At 71.4% G+C, this 14,220-nt stretch carries 11 protein-coding genes; 5 read left to right on the top strand and 6 right to left on the bottom strand.

Features of this window, described 5'->3' with window-relative positions; genetic code table 11:
• The first annotated feature begins 115 nt into the window (after positions 1 to 115).
• Positions 116 to 940, top strand: coding sequence for a LysR family substrate-binding domain-containing protein (locus tag ACIBG6_RS09020; RefSeq protein WP_399221901.1), 825 nt, complete (start codon positions 116 to 118; stop codon positions 938 to 940).
• 98 nt (positions 941 to 1,038) lie between these two features.
• Complete coding sequence (locus ACIBG6_RS09015; RefSeq protein WP_399221900.1) at positions 1,039 to 1,617, top strand: Type-2Aa cytolytic delta-endotoxin; 579 nt, start codon at positions 1,039 to 1,041, stop codon at positions 1,615 to 1,617.
• A gap of 52 nt (positions 1,618 to 1,669) precedes the next feature.
• Here the strand turns inward: ACIBG6_RS09015 and ACIBG6_RS09010 are convergent, their stop codons facing one another.
• The 3 genes from ACIBG6_RS09010 to ACIBG6_RS09000 all read right to left on the bottom strand — a co-directional run bounded on the left by ACIBG6_RS09010 (position 1,670) and on the right by ACIBG6_RS09000 (position 6,317).
• The gene (locus tag ACIBG6_RS09010; RefSeq protein WP_399221899.1) at positions 1,670 to 3,355 is read right to left on the bottom strand and encodes an FAD-dependent oxidoreductase; all 1,686 of its coding nucleotides are present in this window, start codon (positions 3,353 to 3,355) and stop codon (positions 1,670 to 1,672) included.
• Between the two features lie 33 nt (positions 3,356 to 3,388).
• Positions 3,389 to 4,300, bottom strand: coding sequence for a diiron oxygenase (locus ACIBG6_RS09005; RefSeq protein WP_399221898.1), 912 nt, complete (start codon positions 4,298 to 4,300; stop codon positions 3,389 to 3,391).
• Positions 4,301 to 4,520: 220 nt separating this feature from the next.
• A complete protein-coding gene (locus ACIBG6_RS09000; RefSeq protein ID WP_399221968.1) occupies positions 4,521 to 6,317 on the bottom strand; it encodes a S8 family peptidase in 1,797 nt (598 codons plus the stop codon).
• 267 nt (positions 6,318 to 6,584) lie between these two features.
• Here ACIBG6_RS09000 and ACIBG6_RS08995 point away from each other — a divergent pair, with 267 nt between their 5' ends.
• Together ACIBG6_RS08995 and ACIBG6_RS08990 are read left to right on the top strand one after the other, a co-directional pair.
• Positions 6,585 to 6,947 (top strand): DUF1304 domain-containing protein, encoded by a 363-nt coding sequence (locus ACIBG6_RS08995; RefSeq protein ID WP_317601598.1) that lies wholly within the window; start codon positions 6,585 to 6,587, stop codon positions 6,945 to 6,947.
• 17 nt (positions 6,948 to 6,964) lie between these two features.
• Positions 6,965 to 7,561 carry a TetR/AcrR family transcriptional regulator gene (locus ACIBG6_RS08990; protein ID WP_399221897.1) on the top strand — a complete coding sequence of 199 codons (597 nt, stop codon included), beginning with the start codon at positions 6,965 to 6,967 and terminating at the stop codon, positions 7,559 to 7,561.
• 67 nt (positions 7,562 to 7,628) lie between these two features.
• On the opposite strand, the gene ACIBG6_RS08985 is transcribed toward ACIBG6_RS08990, so the two are convergent.
• Both ACIBG6_RS08985 and ACIBG6_RS08980 read right to left on the bottom strand, forming a co-directional pair.
• The gene (locus tag ACIBG6_RS08985) at positions 7,629 to 10,640 is read right to left on the bottom strand and encodes a carbohydrate binding domain-containing protein (protein ID WP_399221896.1); all 3,012 of its coding nucleotides are present in this window, start codon (positions 10,638 to 10,640) and stop codon (positions 7,629 to 7,631) included.
• 233 nt (positions 10,641 to 10,873) lie between these two features.
• Positions 10,874 to 11,341, bottom strand: a complete 468-nt coding sequence (locus ACIBG6_RS08980) for a MarR family winged helix-turn-helix transcriptional regulator (protein ID WP_399221895.1) — start codon at positions 11,339 to 11,341, stop codon at positions 10,874 to 10,876.
• 111 nt (positions 11,342 to 11,452) lie between these two features.
• Between ACIBG6_RS08980 and ACIBG6_RS08975 the strand changes: the two genes are divergently transcribed.
• Positions 11,453 to 12,925 (top strand): MFS transporter, encoded by a 1,473-nt coding sequence (locus ACIBG6_RS08975; RefSeq protein WP_399221894.1) that lies wholly within the window; start codon positions 11,453 to 11,455, stop codon positions 12,923 to 12,925.
• Here the strand turns inward: ACIBG6_RS08975 and ACIBG6_RS08970 are convergent.
• Positions 12,922 to 14,091, bottom strand: coding sequence for a GDSL-type esterase/lipase family protein (locus ACIBG6_RS08970; protein WP_399221967.1), 1,170 nt, complete (start codon positions 14,089 to 14,091; stop codon positions 12,922 to 12,924). The genes ACIBG6_RS08975 and ACIBG6_RS08970 overlap by 4 nt on opposite strands.
• Between the last annotated feature and the right edge of the window lie 129 nt (positions 14,092 to 14,220).

The raw sequence follows: 14,220 nt of genomic DNA, 5'->3' as shown, positions 1-14,220 counted from the left end.
TTGCGGGGTGACAGGCTCGGACGTTTCCCCCGCGGAATCCCCTACGGATTCCCCCGCCGCTTCCCCCGCTTCCTCTTCCGCTTCCCCTGCCTTCCGGCTCGCGTACGTCCCGGGAGTGACGCCCGCGAAGTGGGTGCGGATCTGGAACGAGCGCCTGCCCGACGTGCCGCTGACCCTCGTCGCCCTGGACCCGGCCGAGGCCTTCGGCGCGCTCCGGGACGGGGCCGCGGACGCGGGTCTCGTCCGGCTGCCCGTCGACCGGGACGACCTCAGCGCCATCCCGCTCTACACGGAGACCACGGTCGTCGTCGTCCCCAAGGACCACCTGTTCGCGGAGGTCGAGGAGATCTGGGCGTCGGACCTCGCCGACGAGCTCGTGCTGCACCCCCTCGACGACACCCTCGGCTGGGAGCAGCCGCCGGGCCGCCCCGCGAACGAGCGCCCCGAGACGACGGCCGACGCGGTCGAGCTCGTCGCGGCGGGCGTCGGCGTGCTCGCCGTCCCGCAGTCCCTCGCCCGGCTCCACCACCGCAAGGACCTCACGTACCGGACGCTCAACGACGTCCCGCAGTCGCGCGTGGCCCTGTCGTGGGCGGCGGCCGACGAGGCGCCCGACCTGGTGGAGGAGTTCATCGGGATCGTGCGCGGCCGGACCGTGAACAGCACCCGGGGCCGTCGTGCCGAGGCCCAGAAGGGGCAGAAGCAGCCGAAGAAGGAGCAGAAGCCCGGCAGGTCCGCGAAGCCGGGCGGCGGCGGTGGCGCGCGCGGCGGCGGCAAGCCCGCGGCGGCCCGCAAGGGCGGTGCCAAGAGCGGCGGCAAGGGTGGCGCCAAGAGCGGTGGAGCGGGTGGCGCCAAGAGCGGCGGCGCGAGCGGAGCCAGGGGCGGCGGCGCGAGCGGTTCCGGCCGCGGCAAGGGCGGAAAGACCCGCGGCCGGTCCTGAGCCCTGCCTGTTGTCCGCACGGCGGACGGCCCCCACCGGGGCGGGGGCGCCTCGGCATACTGACCCCTCCTGATCATCGAGATCATGCAGGAGGAGCTTTGGCCGCCAGTTTCAGGACCGTCGTCGAGGTGGGACCGGACCATCTCGAACGGGCCCGGTCCATCGACCGGGTGTTCCAGGAGGCGATCGCGCCCGCGACCGTCAACTTCGACTTCGAGGCGATACGGGCGGCCGCCGCGGCAGTCCCCGACACCACCGTCGTGCGGCAGGTCCGGGGCTGGGGGCTCCAGGAGCACGCCCCCGTCCTGGTCATGGTCCTCTCGCTCAAGGAGGCCGTCCGGCAGGCCCTTCCCCCGGAGTACGCGGAGGCGGGGTTCTGGGGGACCGTCGAGCGTGAGCTCGTCGAGGCCTTCACCGGCCTCGCCGGGCAGGAGGGGCAGCCCGGACTCTCCTTCTACGAGGAGTCCGAGCAGCGCACCCGTTTCTACCGGGACCTGTTCTTCGCCCTCCAGGACGAGGAGACCGGAGAGGACATCTACGCCCTCGCCTTCTGCGTCGACGTGACCGTCGAGCTGCCGAAGGCCCAGGCCACCACCCTGGAGCTGACGGACGTCGTCCCCTTCGCCGTCCGGCTCAACGCGATCCTGGTCCGGCAGGCCCTGACCGTCGCCGTCTGAGCCGTGCCGGCCCGCCGTCCCGGGCCGGACACCGCAGACGGAACGTCGGACCTCAGCCCGGACGGCGCCACCGTCCGCCGCGTGCCGCCGCGACGAGTTCCTGCACCGTCGCCAGCTTGACCCGGGGGCGCCCGGCGTCCCGGCCCCGTGCCCGCTCGGCACGGTCGATGGCCGCGAGACCACGCGCGTCGACGAGACCGGCGCTGCGGCTCCGCACCAGCTTGCGGAAGGCCTGCGGGGTGCCCGTGGGGGAGGGCAGTGCGCCCGCGACCGCGTCCGCGAGCAGCGTCCCGACCGTCTCCTCCGCGCACGCCCGGTTGGCCCCGATGCCCCCGGAGGGCCCCCGCTTGATCCAGCCGACGACATAGCCGCCGGGCAGTCCGGCCACCCGACCGGCCTCGTGGGGCACGGTGCCGGTGGCCTCGTCGAAGGGCAGCCCCGCCAGGCGTACACCGCGGTAGCCGATCGCCCGGACGAGCAGGCCCGCCCCGATCTCCCTGGCCGTCGGCGATCCGTCCTCCGTCACCACCACCGCCCGCACCCGCTCCCTACCGCGTGCCTCGACCGGCGCCGAGTGGAAGCGCAGGACGATCCTGCGCCGGTCCCGCGCGGGCTCCCGCGTCCAGTCCACCGCCGCGCGGGGCACGTCCCGCAGGAGCGCGGCCTTGTCCCCGGGCGCGGCCGTGTCGATCGACTCCCCGGTCCGCGGGTCCCGATCGTCGACGAGCAGGTCCACCCCCGGCAGGTGCTTCAGGGCGAGCAGTTCGGACGACGTGTACGCCGCGTGCTCGGGGCCACGGCGGCCGAGCAGCACCACCTCCCGCATCCGCGTGCCGCGCAGGGCGGCGAGGGCGTGGTCGGCGATGTCGGTGGCGGCGAGGGAGTCGGGGTCCATGACGAGGACGCGGGCGACGTCGAGGGCCACGTTGCCGTTGCCCACGATCACGACCCGCCCGGCCGCCACGTCGACCGCGTCCGCGCCGGTCTCGGGGTGGGCGTTGTACCAGGAGACGACGGAGGTCGCGGCGACGCTGCCCGGCAGGTCCTCGCCGGGGATGCCGAGCCGCCGGTCGGCGGGCGCGCCCACCGCGTAGATCACCGCGTCGTGGTGTGCGGCGAGTTCCTCGACGGAGACGTCCCGGCCGATCTCCACGCCCAGCCGCAGCCGGACGCGAGGGTGCGAGTGGAAGCGGGCGAAGGTCTCGCCGGCGCCCTTCGTCGCCGGGTGGTCCGGCGCCACGCCGTAGCGGAGGAGACCGCCGGCGACCGGGAGCCGGTCGATCAGCGTCACCTCCGCGTTGGTGTGCAGCAGCAGGTCCTCGGCGGCGTACATGCCCGCGGGGCCCGTGCCGACGACCGCGATCCGCAGCGGGGCGAAGTCGGCGGGCAGCGAGCGGGGGAAGGAAGGGGCGCCCCAGGAGTGGAAGTTGGGCGAGGCGAGCGCCGGTGCGGGCGTCCCGTCCGCCGGGGCTGCCCGGGCTGCCCGGTCAGCGTAATACTCCGCGTTGATCGCCTCGTACTCCCGCAGCCGTCCGGTGAGGCGGTCCGCCGGGAAGATCGCGTCGACGGGGCAGGCGTCGGCGCAGGCGCCGCAGTCGATGCAGGCCTTGGGGTCGATGTACAGCATCTCGGTGGTGCCGAAGTCCGGTTCCCCGGGCGTCGGATGGATGCAGTTGACCGGGCAGACGGCGACGCACGTGGCGTCGTTGCAGCAGGTCTGGGTGATCGCGTAGGTCATGTCGTCGGCTCTGCTCTGCTCGGCTCGGAGGGGTCAGACGAGGTGGGCGCGCCGGTAGAAGAACAGCGCGGGCCGGGTCAGCATCCCGACGTCGGCCAGGAACTCCATCAGTCCGGAGCAACTGGCGCGCAGCTGTGCCTTGTAGTGCTCGTTGGCGGCAGCTTCGCGGCGGGCCCGCTCGGGGTCGAGTCCGGCCCGCACGTACACCTCCGGGTTCACCAGGCTGGTGATGATGTAGTACGCGGCGATGGCGACCACGAGGGCCTGGAAGCGGCGGCGCGCCCTGCTCGCGCGGGCGAGGTTGCGGCGCGTCTCGTCCCGGGCGAACTTCATGTGCCGGGATTCCTCGACGACATGGATATTGCTGATGGTGCGCACGAAGGGGACGACCCGCTCGTCGCGCATCCAGTCGCGCTGCATGACGTCGAGGACCTCCTCGGCGACGAGGATGCCGGCGTACGCGGCTTCGCCGAAGCCGACGGTCTTCATGAAGCGCCCGAGCTCCAGCACGGCCCGCTTCGGCCGGTACGCGGGCGCGCCGAGCTTCTCGGAGCCCCGGGCGAACATGATCGAGTGCCGGCACTCGTCGGCGATCTCGGTGAGGGCCCACTGGAACCGCGGATCGGTGTGATCCATGCGGTAGATGTCACGGAGCACCATCTGCTGGAGGATCATCTCGAACCAGATGCCGGTGCTGGCCACCGAGGCGGTCTCCTGCCGGGTCAGCTCCTTGCGCTGCTCCTCGGTCATCTCGTGCCAGTACGCGGTGCCGTAGAGGGAGTTCCACTCGGGGCTCTGTCCGTGGAAGTCCTTGTCGAGCGGGGTGTCCCAGTCGACGTCGACGGCGGGGTCGTACGACAGCTTCGCAGCGGACCGGAGCAGTCGCTCGGCCGTGGAGTCGTCGTACTGGTCCTCGGGCTCCGGGCGGACGGTGCTGCTTGCCATGGTGCGGCTCCTTGGATCGCGTGATCGGCGGATCGGGGGCTTAGCGGATCGGGGTTTATTAGACGCTGCGTCTAGCAAGCTTGTTAGACGGAACGTATAGCAAGGGTCCCGGGTGGGCCTACCCCTCGGTACGGACTTTTTCCCGCGGGCACGCGAACGGGGCCGGAGCCCAGGGGACTCCGGCCCCGTCAAGGGGTCACGCTCTGCCGGAACGGCAGTGTCAGAAGGTCAGGTTCCAGGCGTCGATCTTGCCCGTGTCCTGGCTCGCGTTGTCGTTCACGCGGAGCTTCCAGACGCCGTTGGCGACCTCCGCCGAGGCGTTGACCGTGAACGTCTGGACGATGTTGTCCGTACCGCTGCCGGTCCTGTTGTGGACGGTGTAGACGGTGCCGTCCGGAGCCACCAGGTCGACCTTCAGGTCACCGATGTACGTGTGCTTGACGTCCACGCCCACCTTGAGGGTCGCCGGGGCGTTGCCCGTCACCCCGCTGACCGTGATGGGGCTCTCGACCGTCGCGTTGTCGGCGATCGTGACATCGGTCAGGGACTCGAAGTACGCGCCGGGCGGCGGGGTGGTGCCCGCGACGGCCTTCAGGGCGTCGACCGCGCCTTCGCCGAAGAAGCCGTTCTTGGTCGTGGTGCCCTTGCAGCGGGTGTCCGAGGGGCACGCCCGGTCCGTGGCCTGCACGCCGAGCTGGTCCCGGATCTGCGCCGGGGTGAACGACGGGTTCACGCTCGCGATCAGCGCCGCGACGCCCGCCACGTGCGGGGATGCCATCGACGTGCCGTTCATGTTGCCGTACTTGCCGCCCGGGAGCGTCGAGTAGACACCGGAGGCGCCGTCGCCGCCGGGGGCCGCGATGTCGATGACGCCATTGCCGAAGTTCGAGTACGAGGCCTTGGCGCCGCCGTTGCCCTGTGCCGCGACGGTCACGACGCCCGGGAGCTCCGTCGGGATGTCGATGCAGGCATTGGTGATGGTGCGGGTGACCGGCGTCGAGTCGTTGGGGGACTCGGAGTCGGTCGTCTTGTTCGCCAGGTCGTAGTTGGAGTTGCCGGCGGCGGCCACCTGGAGCGAGCCCTTGCCCTCGGCGTACGCCTGGGCGCGGCGGACGCCCTCGATGATGGCGGCCTGGTCCACGTTGTCCGGGCAGTTGAACGCCCACGGGTCCGTGTAGTAGCTGTTGTTGGTGACCTTGAAGCCGTGGTCACCGGCCCACACGAAGCCGCAGATCGTGTTCTCCGCGAAGAACAGGCTGCTGGTCGGCTCCGCGATGCGGACCGAGGAGATCTTCACGCCAGGCGCGACGCCGATGACGCCCTTGCCGTTCTTCGCCGCCGCGATCGTGCCCGCGACGTGCGTGCCGTGGGTGCCGACGTCACGCCAGGCACCGGCGCGGGTGTCCGCCTTGCCGTAGGCGCAGGACGCCGAGTCGGCCGCGTTGAAGTTGGGCGCGATGTCCTGGTGCTGGTCGTCCACGCCGGTGTCGAGGACGCCGACCTTCACCGACGCCGCACCGGTGGTGACGGCCCAGGCCTGGTCGGCCTTGATCTGCGTCATGTCCCAGCGGTTGGACTCCGTCAGCGTCGTCGCGGACTGCGACGGGTTGGCCGGGAGGGCCGGGTTGTAGGCGTCGGCCGGGACGTCGGACGTACGGGTCGCGCCGACCTGCTGGACGCCGCCGACCGTACGCATCGACGAGGCGAACGACGCGGACGTCGAGTGCGCCACGATCACGCCGATCGCGTCGTACGTGGCGAAGACCGAACCGCCGTTGCTCGCCACGGCGCCGCTCACGGCGGAGGTGCCGCCCGGCGCGGTGATCACGAGGTAGGCGCGGGTGCCCGCGGCCCAGGCGGCGGATGCGGCGGCGGTCGAGGGGGCGGTCTGCGCCGTGGTGGCCTGTGTCGCCCCCGCCGAACGGGCCGCGACGGGCGCGGTGTCCGACGGTGCTGCCTGGGCGAATCCGGCGGGAGCGGCGAGCGCCACGGTCGTACCGAGGGTCGCGACGGCGATGGCCGAGAGTCTCAACCGGCTGGATATCTGGGAAAACAATGCGTCCTCCGATGACCCGGTGGCGCGTGTGGCGCCTGCCGGGCCCTGTGATGTGTGGGGTGGACGCAAGATCCCAGACTCGCGAGGCGGAAGGAAGCCTTCTGTCCGAGAAGCCCGTTCGCGTTACGCACTATTGACCGAACGGCGTCAAAAGCGAGGGATTTCCTGGACAGATGTCCATGTATGGTGGACACCTGTCCAGGAAGTGTGTGTGGTGAGGAGAGAGTGATGGAGACGACGGCGAACGTGCTGGTGGGCCTGGTGGCCGCCCTGCACGCGTACATCCTGGTTCTGGAGATGTTCCTGTGGGAGCGGAAGCCGGGCCGCGCGCTGTCGGGCTTCGATGCCGACATGGCCCGCGCCACCGCGCCGCTCGCCGCCAACCAGGGCCTCTACAACGGCTTCCTGTCCGCCGGCCTCGTCTGGGGACTGATCGCCGACGATCCGACGGGGTTCAGGGTCACGGTGTTCTTCCTGGGCTGCGTGGTCGTCGCGGGCCTGTACGGCGGCGCCACCGCCAACCGCCGCATCTTCGTCGCCCAGGCGCTGCCCGGTGCGCTGGCCCTCGCCGCCGTACTGCTGAGCCGGTGACCGCGAGGCCGGGAGGCGTGACACCGGGAGACGGGGCGGCGGGGGACGTGGCGCCGGGGGACCCCCGGGCCGCCCGCACGCGGGCCAAGCTGCGGCAGGCGCTCCTCGACGCGTGTGCGGAGCGTCCGCTGGCGGAGGTCACCACCGCCGCGCTGGTCCGCAGGGCCGGGGTCGGCCGTGCCACCTTCTACGTCCACTACGCCGACCTGGAGGCGCTGGCCGTCGACGCCTGCGCCGACGTCGTCCAGGACGCGGTGGATGCCCTGCACGCCTGGCGCGGCGTCCCCGATCCGGCGGTCCCGCCGCCCGCGCTGATCGCCTTCTTCGAGGGCCTCGCCCCGCACGCCCCCCTCTATCGAGCCCTGTTGAGCCCGGGCGGCGGCGGCCCGCTCGGCCGCGTACTCCATCACGACCTGCGAGCCCGCAGCCTCGCCGAGCGCACCCTGGTCGGCGCCCCTGAGCCCGAGCTGATCGCCTCGGCCGTGGCCGCGACCTTCGCGGGAGTCCTCGCCGACTGGCTGCACGGCCTCGTCGAGGGCACCCCCACCGCTGTCTCCGGGCAGGTCTGGCTCCTCCTCGTCACCCTGCACCGCACGCCCCTGCGCGCGGCGTGAGGCGGAGGGGACCGTACGGGGCGGGTGGCTCCCGCCCCGTACGGCGTCCGTCAGGTGAGGCGCGGGGCTACTTCAGGTACGGGCCCGCGGCGCCGATCTTGCCCGGGCCGTTCAGGACGTACACCCGGAGGTTGCCCTTGCCGGGCGCGCCGACCGAGAGTGTTCCGTCGGTGACGGTCTTCACGTCACCCGTGACGGCGTCGGTGTACGTGCCGTTCGGGATGCCCGCGTAGGTGGCGCCGCCGGAGATCGTGACGAGGGCGAAACTGTCCGTCGAACCGCTGGTGTAGCGGCGCTTGAACGCCATGCCGCCCTGGATGCCCTCGGTGGAGTACTGGCCCATCTGGAGGGCCGGGATCGCCCGGCGGATCTGGTTGAGCCGCTGCACGTGCTGCGCCAGGGGCTGATGGAGCGTGGTGGCCACGGCCCCGGAGGCCGACGAGACCTGGGAGAAGTCGGAGGCCGTGACGGAGCCGGCGACGTGGTCGCCGAAGTACGCGCGGCCGGTGGTGGCGAGCGGGCAGGACGGCCCGCAGTCGATCTTCTTCCCCTTCTGGAACTCGATCTCCGAGCCGTAGTACAGCGTCGGGATGCCGCGGAAGGTCCACATCAGCGACATGTTCTCGGCCCAGGCGTCGGTGCCGCCCGTGTACCGCTCGCTGGACTTGTTGGGGCCGTAGTCGTGGCTGTCGACGTAGACGACGTTGTAGGTGGCGTCGTTGTGACTGTCGTCCGAGTCCTTGCCGTTGGAGAAGGCGTTGTACGCGTCACCGAAGTTCATGTGCATGCGCATGTCGATGACGTTCATGCCGGAGAAGCGGCTGTGGTCGGGGGCGTGGTAGGCGTTCCCGTTCAGGAAGGCGTTGGTGGACGTGGGCTGGCTTCCCGTGCCCTGCTGCTGCTCGTAGTCGTACATCTCCAGGGCGGCCTTGGCGTCGTCGGCGTCGTACTCCTTGCGCTCCTTCCAGGTGAAGAACTGCGCCGAGTGGTTCACCGAGCCGCGGTTCCACTTGTCGTTGACGAAGGCGGCGACCTCGCCGAAGACGAAGAAGTTCCGTGCGGCCTCCGCGCCGTGACGCTGTGTCACCCGCTCCTGGATCGCGGGGAGAAAGCGGCGGTTCCAGGTGGTGCGGGGGATGTGCACGGCGGTGTCGACACGGAAGCCGTCGACCCCCATGTCGATGTACTTGTCATAGGCGCCGATCAAGTAGTTCTGCACGGAGGGGGATTCGGTGTTGAAGTCGGCGAGGTCCTCGTGCAGCCAGCAGGAACGCGAGTCCTCACCCTCCCAGTTGCCGATCCAGCACTGGTGGAAGAGGTCCTTCGGGAACATGCCGGACGTGGGGCTCGGCCACTGGCAGTTGTAGACGGTGTATCCCTCGGCGCTCTTGCCGCCGGTCGGCTTGCCCCAGTTCAGGCAGGTGTTGCCGGACGGCTCGGCCGTCGACCACAGGTCGCCGTTGTAGTACGACTTCCCGGACTTGGCGTCGACCGTCAGGCCGTCGTACTCGAAGCCGGGCTGCTTCTCGTCGTAGTACCAGCTCCACTGGCTGTCGCGGACGCCGTACACGGTGGGCACGAACAGGCCCTTGGCGCCCCAGCGGGAGGAGTGGTTGTAGACGACGTCCTGGTAGATCTTCATGCCCTTGGCGTGGGCGGCGTCGATCAGGTCCTGGTAGGAGGCTCCGGCGGACTCCAGGCGCGGGTCGACCTTGTAGAAGTCGTAGCCGTGGTAGCCGTGGTAGTCGTAGTCCGAGCGGTTGAGGACCACCGGGGTGACCCATATCGCCGAGAAGCCGAGGCCCTTGACGTAGTCCAGCTTCTGGATGAGGCCCTTGAAGTCGCCCCGGAACATGGGGTCGTCGTGGGCCGCGTTGCCGGACTTGGTGTGCTGGCTTCCGCCGCGGTTGTTCGACGGGTCGCCGTCGTTGAAGCGGGCGGTGAGGACGAAGTAGATCGGGTCCTTGCGCGGATCGGTGCCGAGCGGCTTCCCGGCGGCGGGGGTCTGCGGCGTGTCGCCCGTGGTCGCGGTCGCGGCGGCGGAGGCCGCGGAGACGTTCCCCGCGGCGTCCACGGCCTTCACCGTGTAGCTGTACGCGGTCCGTTCGGCGAGTCCGGTGTCGGAGAAGACGGTGGAGCCGACGTCGGTCACCACCGTGCCGCCGCTGCCGCCGGAACGGGTCACCTGGTACCTGGTCACCCCGCGGTCGTCCGTGGCGGGATCCCAGGTGAGCAGGACGGAGACGCCGTCCGCGGCGGCGGTGACCCGGGTGGGCGCCGTCGGGGCCTGGGTGTCGGGCACGGCGGCGGCGCACGGGTCGGACGCGTTCGCCGTCACCACGTTGTTCCGTACGGTGCTGACGCCCGTACCGATCGTGTAGTCCGAGCCGCGGTTGTTGTCCCAGGTGCCGTTGCCGTTGTTGAAGGCGGCCTTGAGGGAGGTGGCCGTCCCGAGGTCGACCTCCCGCTTCCACCAGCCGGCGCACGCCGCCTGCATGCCGACGCCGGGGGTCGTGGTCCAGGCGCCGCCCGCGGGCTGGTGGTGGACGTTGACGGTGGACCAGCCGAGGGCCTCGGTCGAGTAGTAGACCGTGGCCTTGGCGGAGGGCGACGGCGTGGGGGTGGGAGTGGGCGTCGGATTCGGCTCGGTTCCGGCGCAGGGGTCGGAGTGCGCGACGACCCCGTCCTTGACGGTGATGGCGCCGGTGCCGAGGGCGTAGTTCTTCCCGCCGTTGTTGTCCCAGGTGCCGCTGCCGTTGTTGAACGTGGCCTGGAGGCCCGCGGCCGTGCCGAGGGTGACGGTCTTCTTCACCCAGTCCGTACAGGCGGCCTCCATGGCGACGCCGGGGACCGTGGTCCAGGACCCGCCGTCGGCCGCGTAATGGAGGTTGGAGAGGGCCCAGTTCTTCGTCTTCGTCCAGTAGAAGACCGTGGCCGTGTTCTCGGCGGCGGCCGCGACCGGCGCGGTGCGGGGGGAGGTCGCGCCAGGGGGCGAGGCGACCACCAGGCCGAGAACGCCGGCGGCGGCCGCCAGTGCGGCGACCGGGCGGGCCGGCAGCCGTCTGCGGGTGCGTGTCATCTGAATCTCCAGGCAGGGCCGCCGCGTCACCGGTCGGAGCTCGCCCCCTGACGGGCTGTGAGGTCCTTTGGAAACACAGTCGGAAACTTTCAGAAACATCTTGCGTGGCCGGAAGTTACCGCTGCGCGGCCCGCCCGTAAAGGGATCCGACGGAAGCGGGGCCCGCGGCCGGATCGGCCACGGGCCCCGCGGGGGTGTTTCGTGATGGGTGGGGATCGGGAGGTGGTTCCCCGTCAGGGACGGGGCCAGGGACGGCCCTCCAGGTGCTCGATGTCCCGGTTGAAGCGTTCGAGGAAGCCGGCGAAACGGGCCACGTCCTCCGGCGACCAGTGCTCCATGACCCGCTCCAGGCCCTCGATGTTCGACGCCCGGTCGGCGTCGAGGCGGTGCTCGCCCTCCTCCGTGATGCGGAACTTGCGGGCGATGCCGCCGTCGGGGTCGGGGATGCGCTCGACGACCCCGGCGCGGAGCATGGCGGCGGTCTGTCGGTTGAGGGTGGAGGCGTCGAGGCCGAAGGCGTCGCTGAGCTGCCCGATGGACATCGGCCCGTGCATGCGGATGCGGCTCAGCAGGACGTACGCGCTGCGGTCGAGGTGGCCGCCGGCCGCGCGGGAGCGGGGCGCGTACAGGTGGGCGTGCCGGCCGAGCAGCATGGTCTCGAACTCGACCAGGTGAGTGGGCTTGTCCACGGGCTTGTCCATGGGGTCATTCTCTCTCGCGGCGACGTGATGTGCATCATGCACGACTTGTGTATAACGCAAGAGCTGTGCATGATGCACATCAATCATCGTGGAAAACCCGAGGGAGAACCCGTGGACGGCTCCAAGCCCGAAGCCCGCACCGGAGGCGTCGTCGGCGTCCTCGCCCTTGCGGGCATCGTGGCCGCACTCATGCAGACCCTGGTGGTGCCGCTCATCGGCGACCTGCCGAAGCTTCTCGACACCGCCCCGTCCAACGCCTCCTGGGTGATCACCGCCACCCTGCTCGCCGCGGCCGTCGCCACCCCCGTCGCCGGCCGCCTGGGCGACACCCTGGGCAAGCGCCGGGTCCTCCTTGCCTCGGTCGTTCCGCTGATCGCCGGATCCGTCGTCTGCGCGCTCGCCTCCTCCGTCGTCCCGATGATCGTCGGACGCGGCCTCCAGGGCCTCGGCATGGGCGTCGTGCCCGTCGGCATCAGCCTCCTCCGGGACGTCCTGCCGCCCGAGAAGCTCGGCGGCTCCATCGCCCTGATGAGCGCCTCCATGGGCGTCGGCGGCGCTCTCGGCCTGCCCTTCTCCGCCGCAGTCGCCGAGAACGCCAGCTGGCGCGTCCTCTTCTGGGTCGCCGCCGCCTTCAGCCTCCTCGTCGGCCTCCTGATCTGGCGCGTCGTGCCCGCGGGCCCCCGCAACCCCGCCCCCAGCCGCTTCGACGTGCCCGGCGCCCTCGGCCTCGGCGTCGGACTCGTCGCCCTGCTGCTCGCCGTCTCCAAGGGCGCGACCTGGGGCTGGGGCAGCGGCACCACCCTCGGCCTCTTCGCCGGCTCGGCCGTCGTCCTGCTCGCGTGGGGCGCGTGGGAGCTGCGGACCCGTGACCCGCTCGTCGACCTGCGCGTCACCGCCCGCCCCGTCGTCCTCCTGACCAACGCGGCCTCGGTGCTCGTCGGCTTCGCCATGTACGCGCAGTCCCTGGTCGTCCCGCAGCTGCTCCAGCTGCCCGAGGCCACCGGCTACGGCCTCGGCCAGTCGATGATGGCGATGGGCCTGTGGATGGCCCCGGCCGGCCTGATGATGATGGTCCTGGCCCCACTCGGCGCCAAGCTGTCGGCCGCCCGTGGCCCCAAGGTCACCCTCTCCCTCGGCGCCCTGGTCATCTCCGCCGGATACGCCTCCTCCCTCGCGCTGATGGGCTCCACCTGGGGCCTGCTCGTCGTGACGCTCATCTGCAACACGGGAGTGGGTCTGGCTTACGGGGCGATGCCGGCGCTGATCATGGGCGCGGTGCCGCAGGAGGAGACGGCGTCGGCCAACAGCTTCAACACCCTGATGCGGTCCATCGGCACGTCCGTATCGGCGGCCGTCATCGGCGTCGTCCTCGCCCAGATGACCACCACGCTCGGCGGCCACGTCCTGCCCTCCGAGGGCGGCTTCCGCGCCGCCATGATGATCGGAGCCGGGGTAGGCCTGGTCGCCGCGGTCGTCGCCGCACTCATCCCGGCCAATGCCCCGGCCAATGCCCCGGCAACGGTCGCGGCCGGCACCGGATCCGACAGCGAATCCGACGGCACTCCGCGCGCCGCCCTGCGCTAGGACCTGTCGAACTCTCCTCGGGAGCGGGCGCGGAACGGGCCCTCGTCGGCGAAGGCGTGGGCGGCGAAGCGTTCGCCCATCCGGCGGTACGCGGCGGGGGAGGGGTGCAGGCCGTCGGGAAGGTCGTCCACATCGGCCGGGCCGAGCAGTTCGCGTCCGTCGAGGTGGTGCAGGTGAGGATCGCGTGCCTGCCGGACCGCCACGATTCTCGCCAGCTCGTCACGGACCACCTGCAGCGACAACGCCCCACGGGCCAGATCGGCCGGGTCGCCCAGCGCCGTGATCCTCCCGTCCCGGCCGACCGCGGTCGGGCCGGGACGCGCGTCGAGTGCCGGGCAGCTCACCGGGGAGATCACCAGGAGCGGGGTGTCCGGGTGGCCGTCCCGGATCGTGTCCAGGAATCCGTGCACCGCCGGGCCGAACGTCCGCAGTCGGAAGGTGGCCATGCCCACGATGTTGACGCCCGCCTTGAGGCTGATCAGGTCGGCGGGCAGGTCGCGGATCGTCCGGGCGACATAGGGGTCCAGCATGTCGTTGCCCGGCTGGCTGAGGTTGGTCACCTCCACGCCCCCGAGCGACGCCGCCACCACCGGCCAGGTGCCGGTGGGGCCGTCGGCTTCGAGGCAGTGGCTGATGGAGCTTCCGTGGTGCACCCACCGGGGCCGACCGTCGGGCAGGGGCGCCAGGACCTCACCGTCGGCACGGAGCGCCACCAGTTCCGTGGGGGTCTGCTGCGGCAGCCACAACTCGACGTTCTTCATGCCGGCCGGCAGCCCGGCGAAACGTGCCGTTCCCGGCTTTCCCGGTATCACTCGCTGCGCGGCCCCCGGGCCCGCCATCCGCACCACGTGACCCAACGGCGCTCGTCGGCGCCCGGCAAGAGCACCGTCCACCGTCAGTTCCAGCATCCCGGTCGGCCGGGGCCGGGGGTCACTGTCGAGCTGCCCCGTGGAGGTGAGGACCTCGAACTCGAGCACCCGCGCATCGGTGCGGAACACCAGCCGCACCCCCGAAGGCAGCACCGTTCCCCCGTAGACCGACGGGTCCTGGTACTGCTCCTTGGTCCACGCCGGCAATCGGCGCGGCATCACTCCCGCCGGCGTCCTCTCCAGGTCCAGGGCACCCCGTACCTCCACCGGCCCGCCCACCAGCGGATACTCCCGCATCGTCACTGTCACCGCTCCTCGGCTCCGGCCCGTCCGGCCGGGCAGGTGCGCAGCCGGAGCCATCGGGCCCCTCCCAGAACCTAGGGCCTGTCCGCCCATCCCCGCCGGGTCCGGCCGGCTCGGCCCGCA

The organism is Streptomyces sp. NPDC050842 (genome assembly GCF_044456565.1).
Taxonomy (GTDB): domain Bacteria; phylum Actinomycetota; class Actinomycetes; order Streptomycetales; family Streptomycetaceae; genus Streptomyces.
This window is presented reverse-complemented; position numbering and strand designations above follow the sequence as displayed.

What these genes read in the sequence shown, in the direction of transcription:
- ACIBG6_RS09010 (WP_399221899.1), bottom strand. Translation starts at nt 3,355, where the DNA reads ATGACCTACGCGATCACCCAGACCTGCTGCAACGACGCCACGTGCGTC.
- ACIBG6_RS09005 (WP_399221898.1), bottom strand. Translation starts at nt 4,300, where the DNA reads ATGGCAAGCAGCACCGTCCGCCCGGAGCCCGAGGACCAGTACGACGAC.
- ACIBG6_RS08995 (WP_317601598.1), top strand. Translation starts at nt 6,585, where the DNA reads ATGGAGACGACGGCGAACGTGCTGGTGGGCCTGGTGGCCGCCCTGCAC.
- ACIBG6_RS08985 (WP_399221896.1), bottom strand. Translation starts at nt 10,640, where the DNA reads ATGACACGCACCCGCAGACGGCTGCCGGCCCGCCCGGTCGCCGCACTG.
- ACIBG6_RS08980 (WP_399221895.1), bottom strand. Translation starts at nt 11,341, where the DNA reads ATGGACAAGCCCGTGGACAAGCCCACTCACCTGGTCGAGTTCGAGACC.
- ACIBG6_RS08970 (WP_399221967.1), bottom strand. Translation starts at nt 14,091, where the DNA reads ATGCGGGAGTATCCGCTGGTGGGCGGGCCGGTGGAGGTACGGGGTGCC.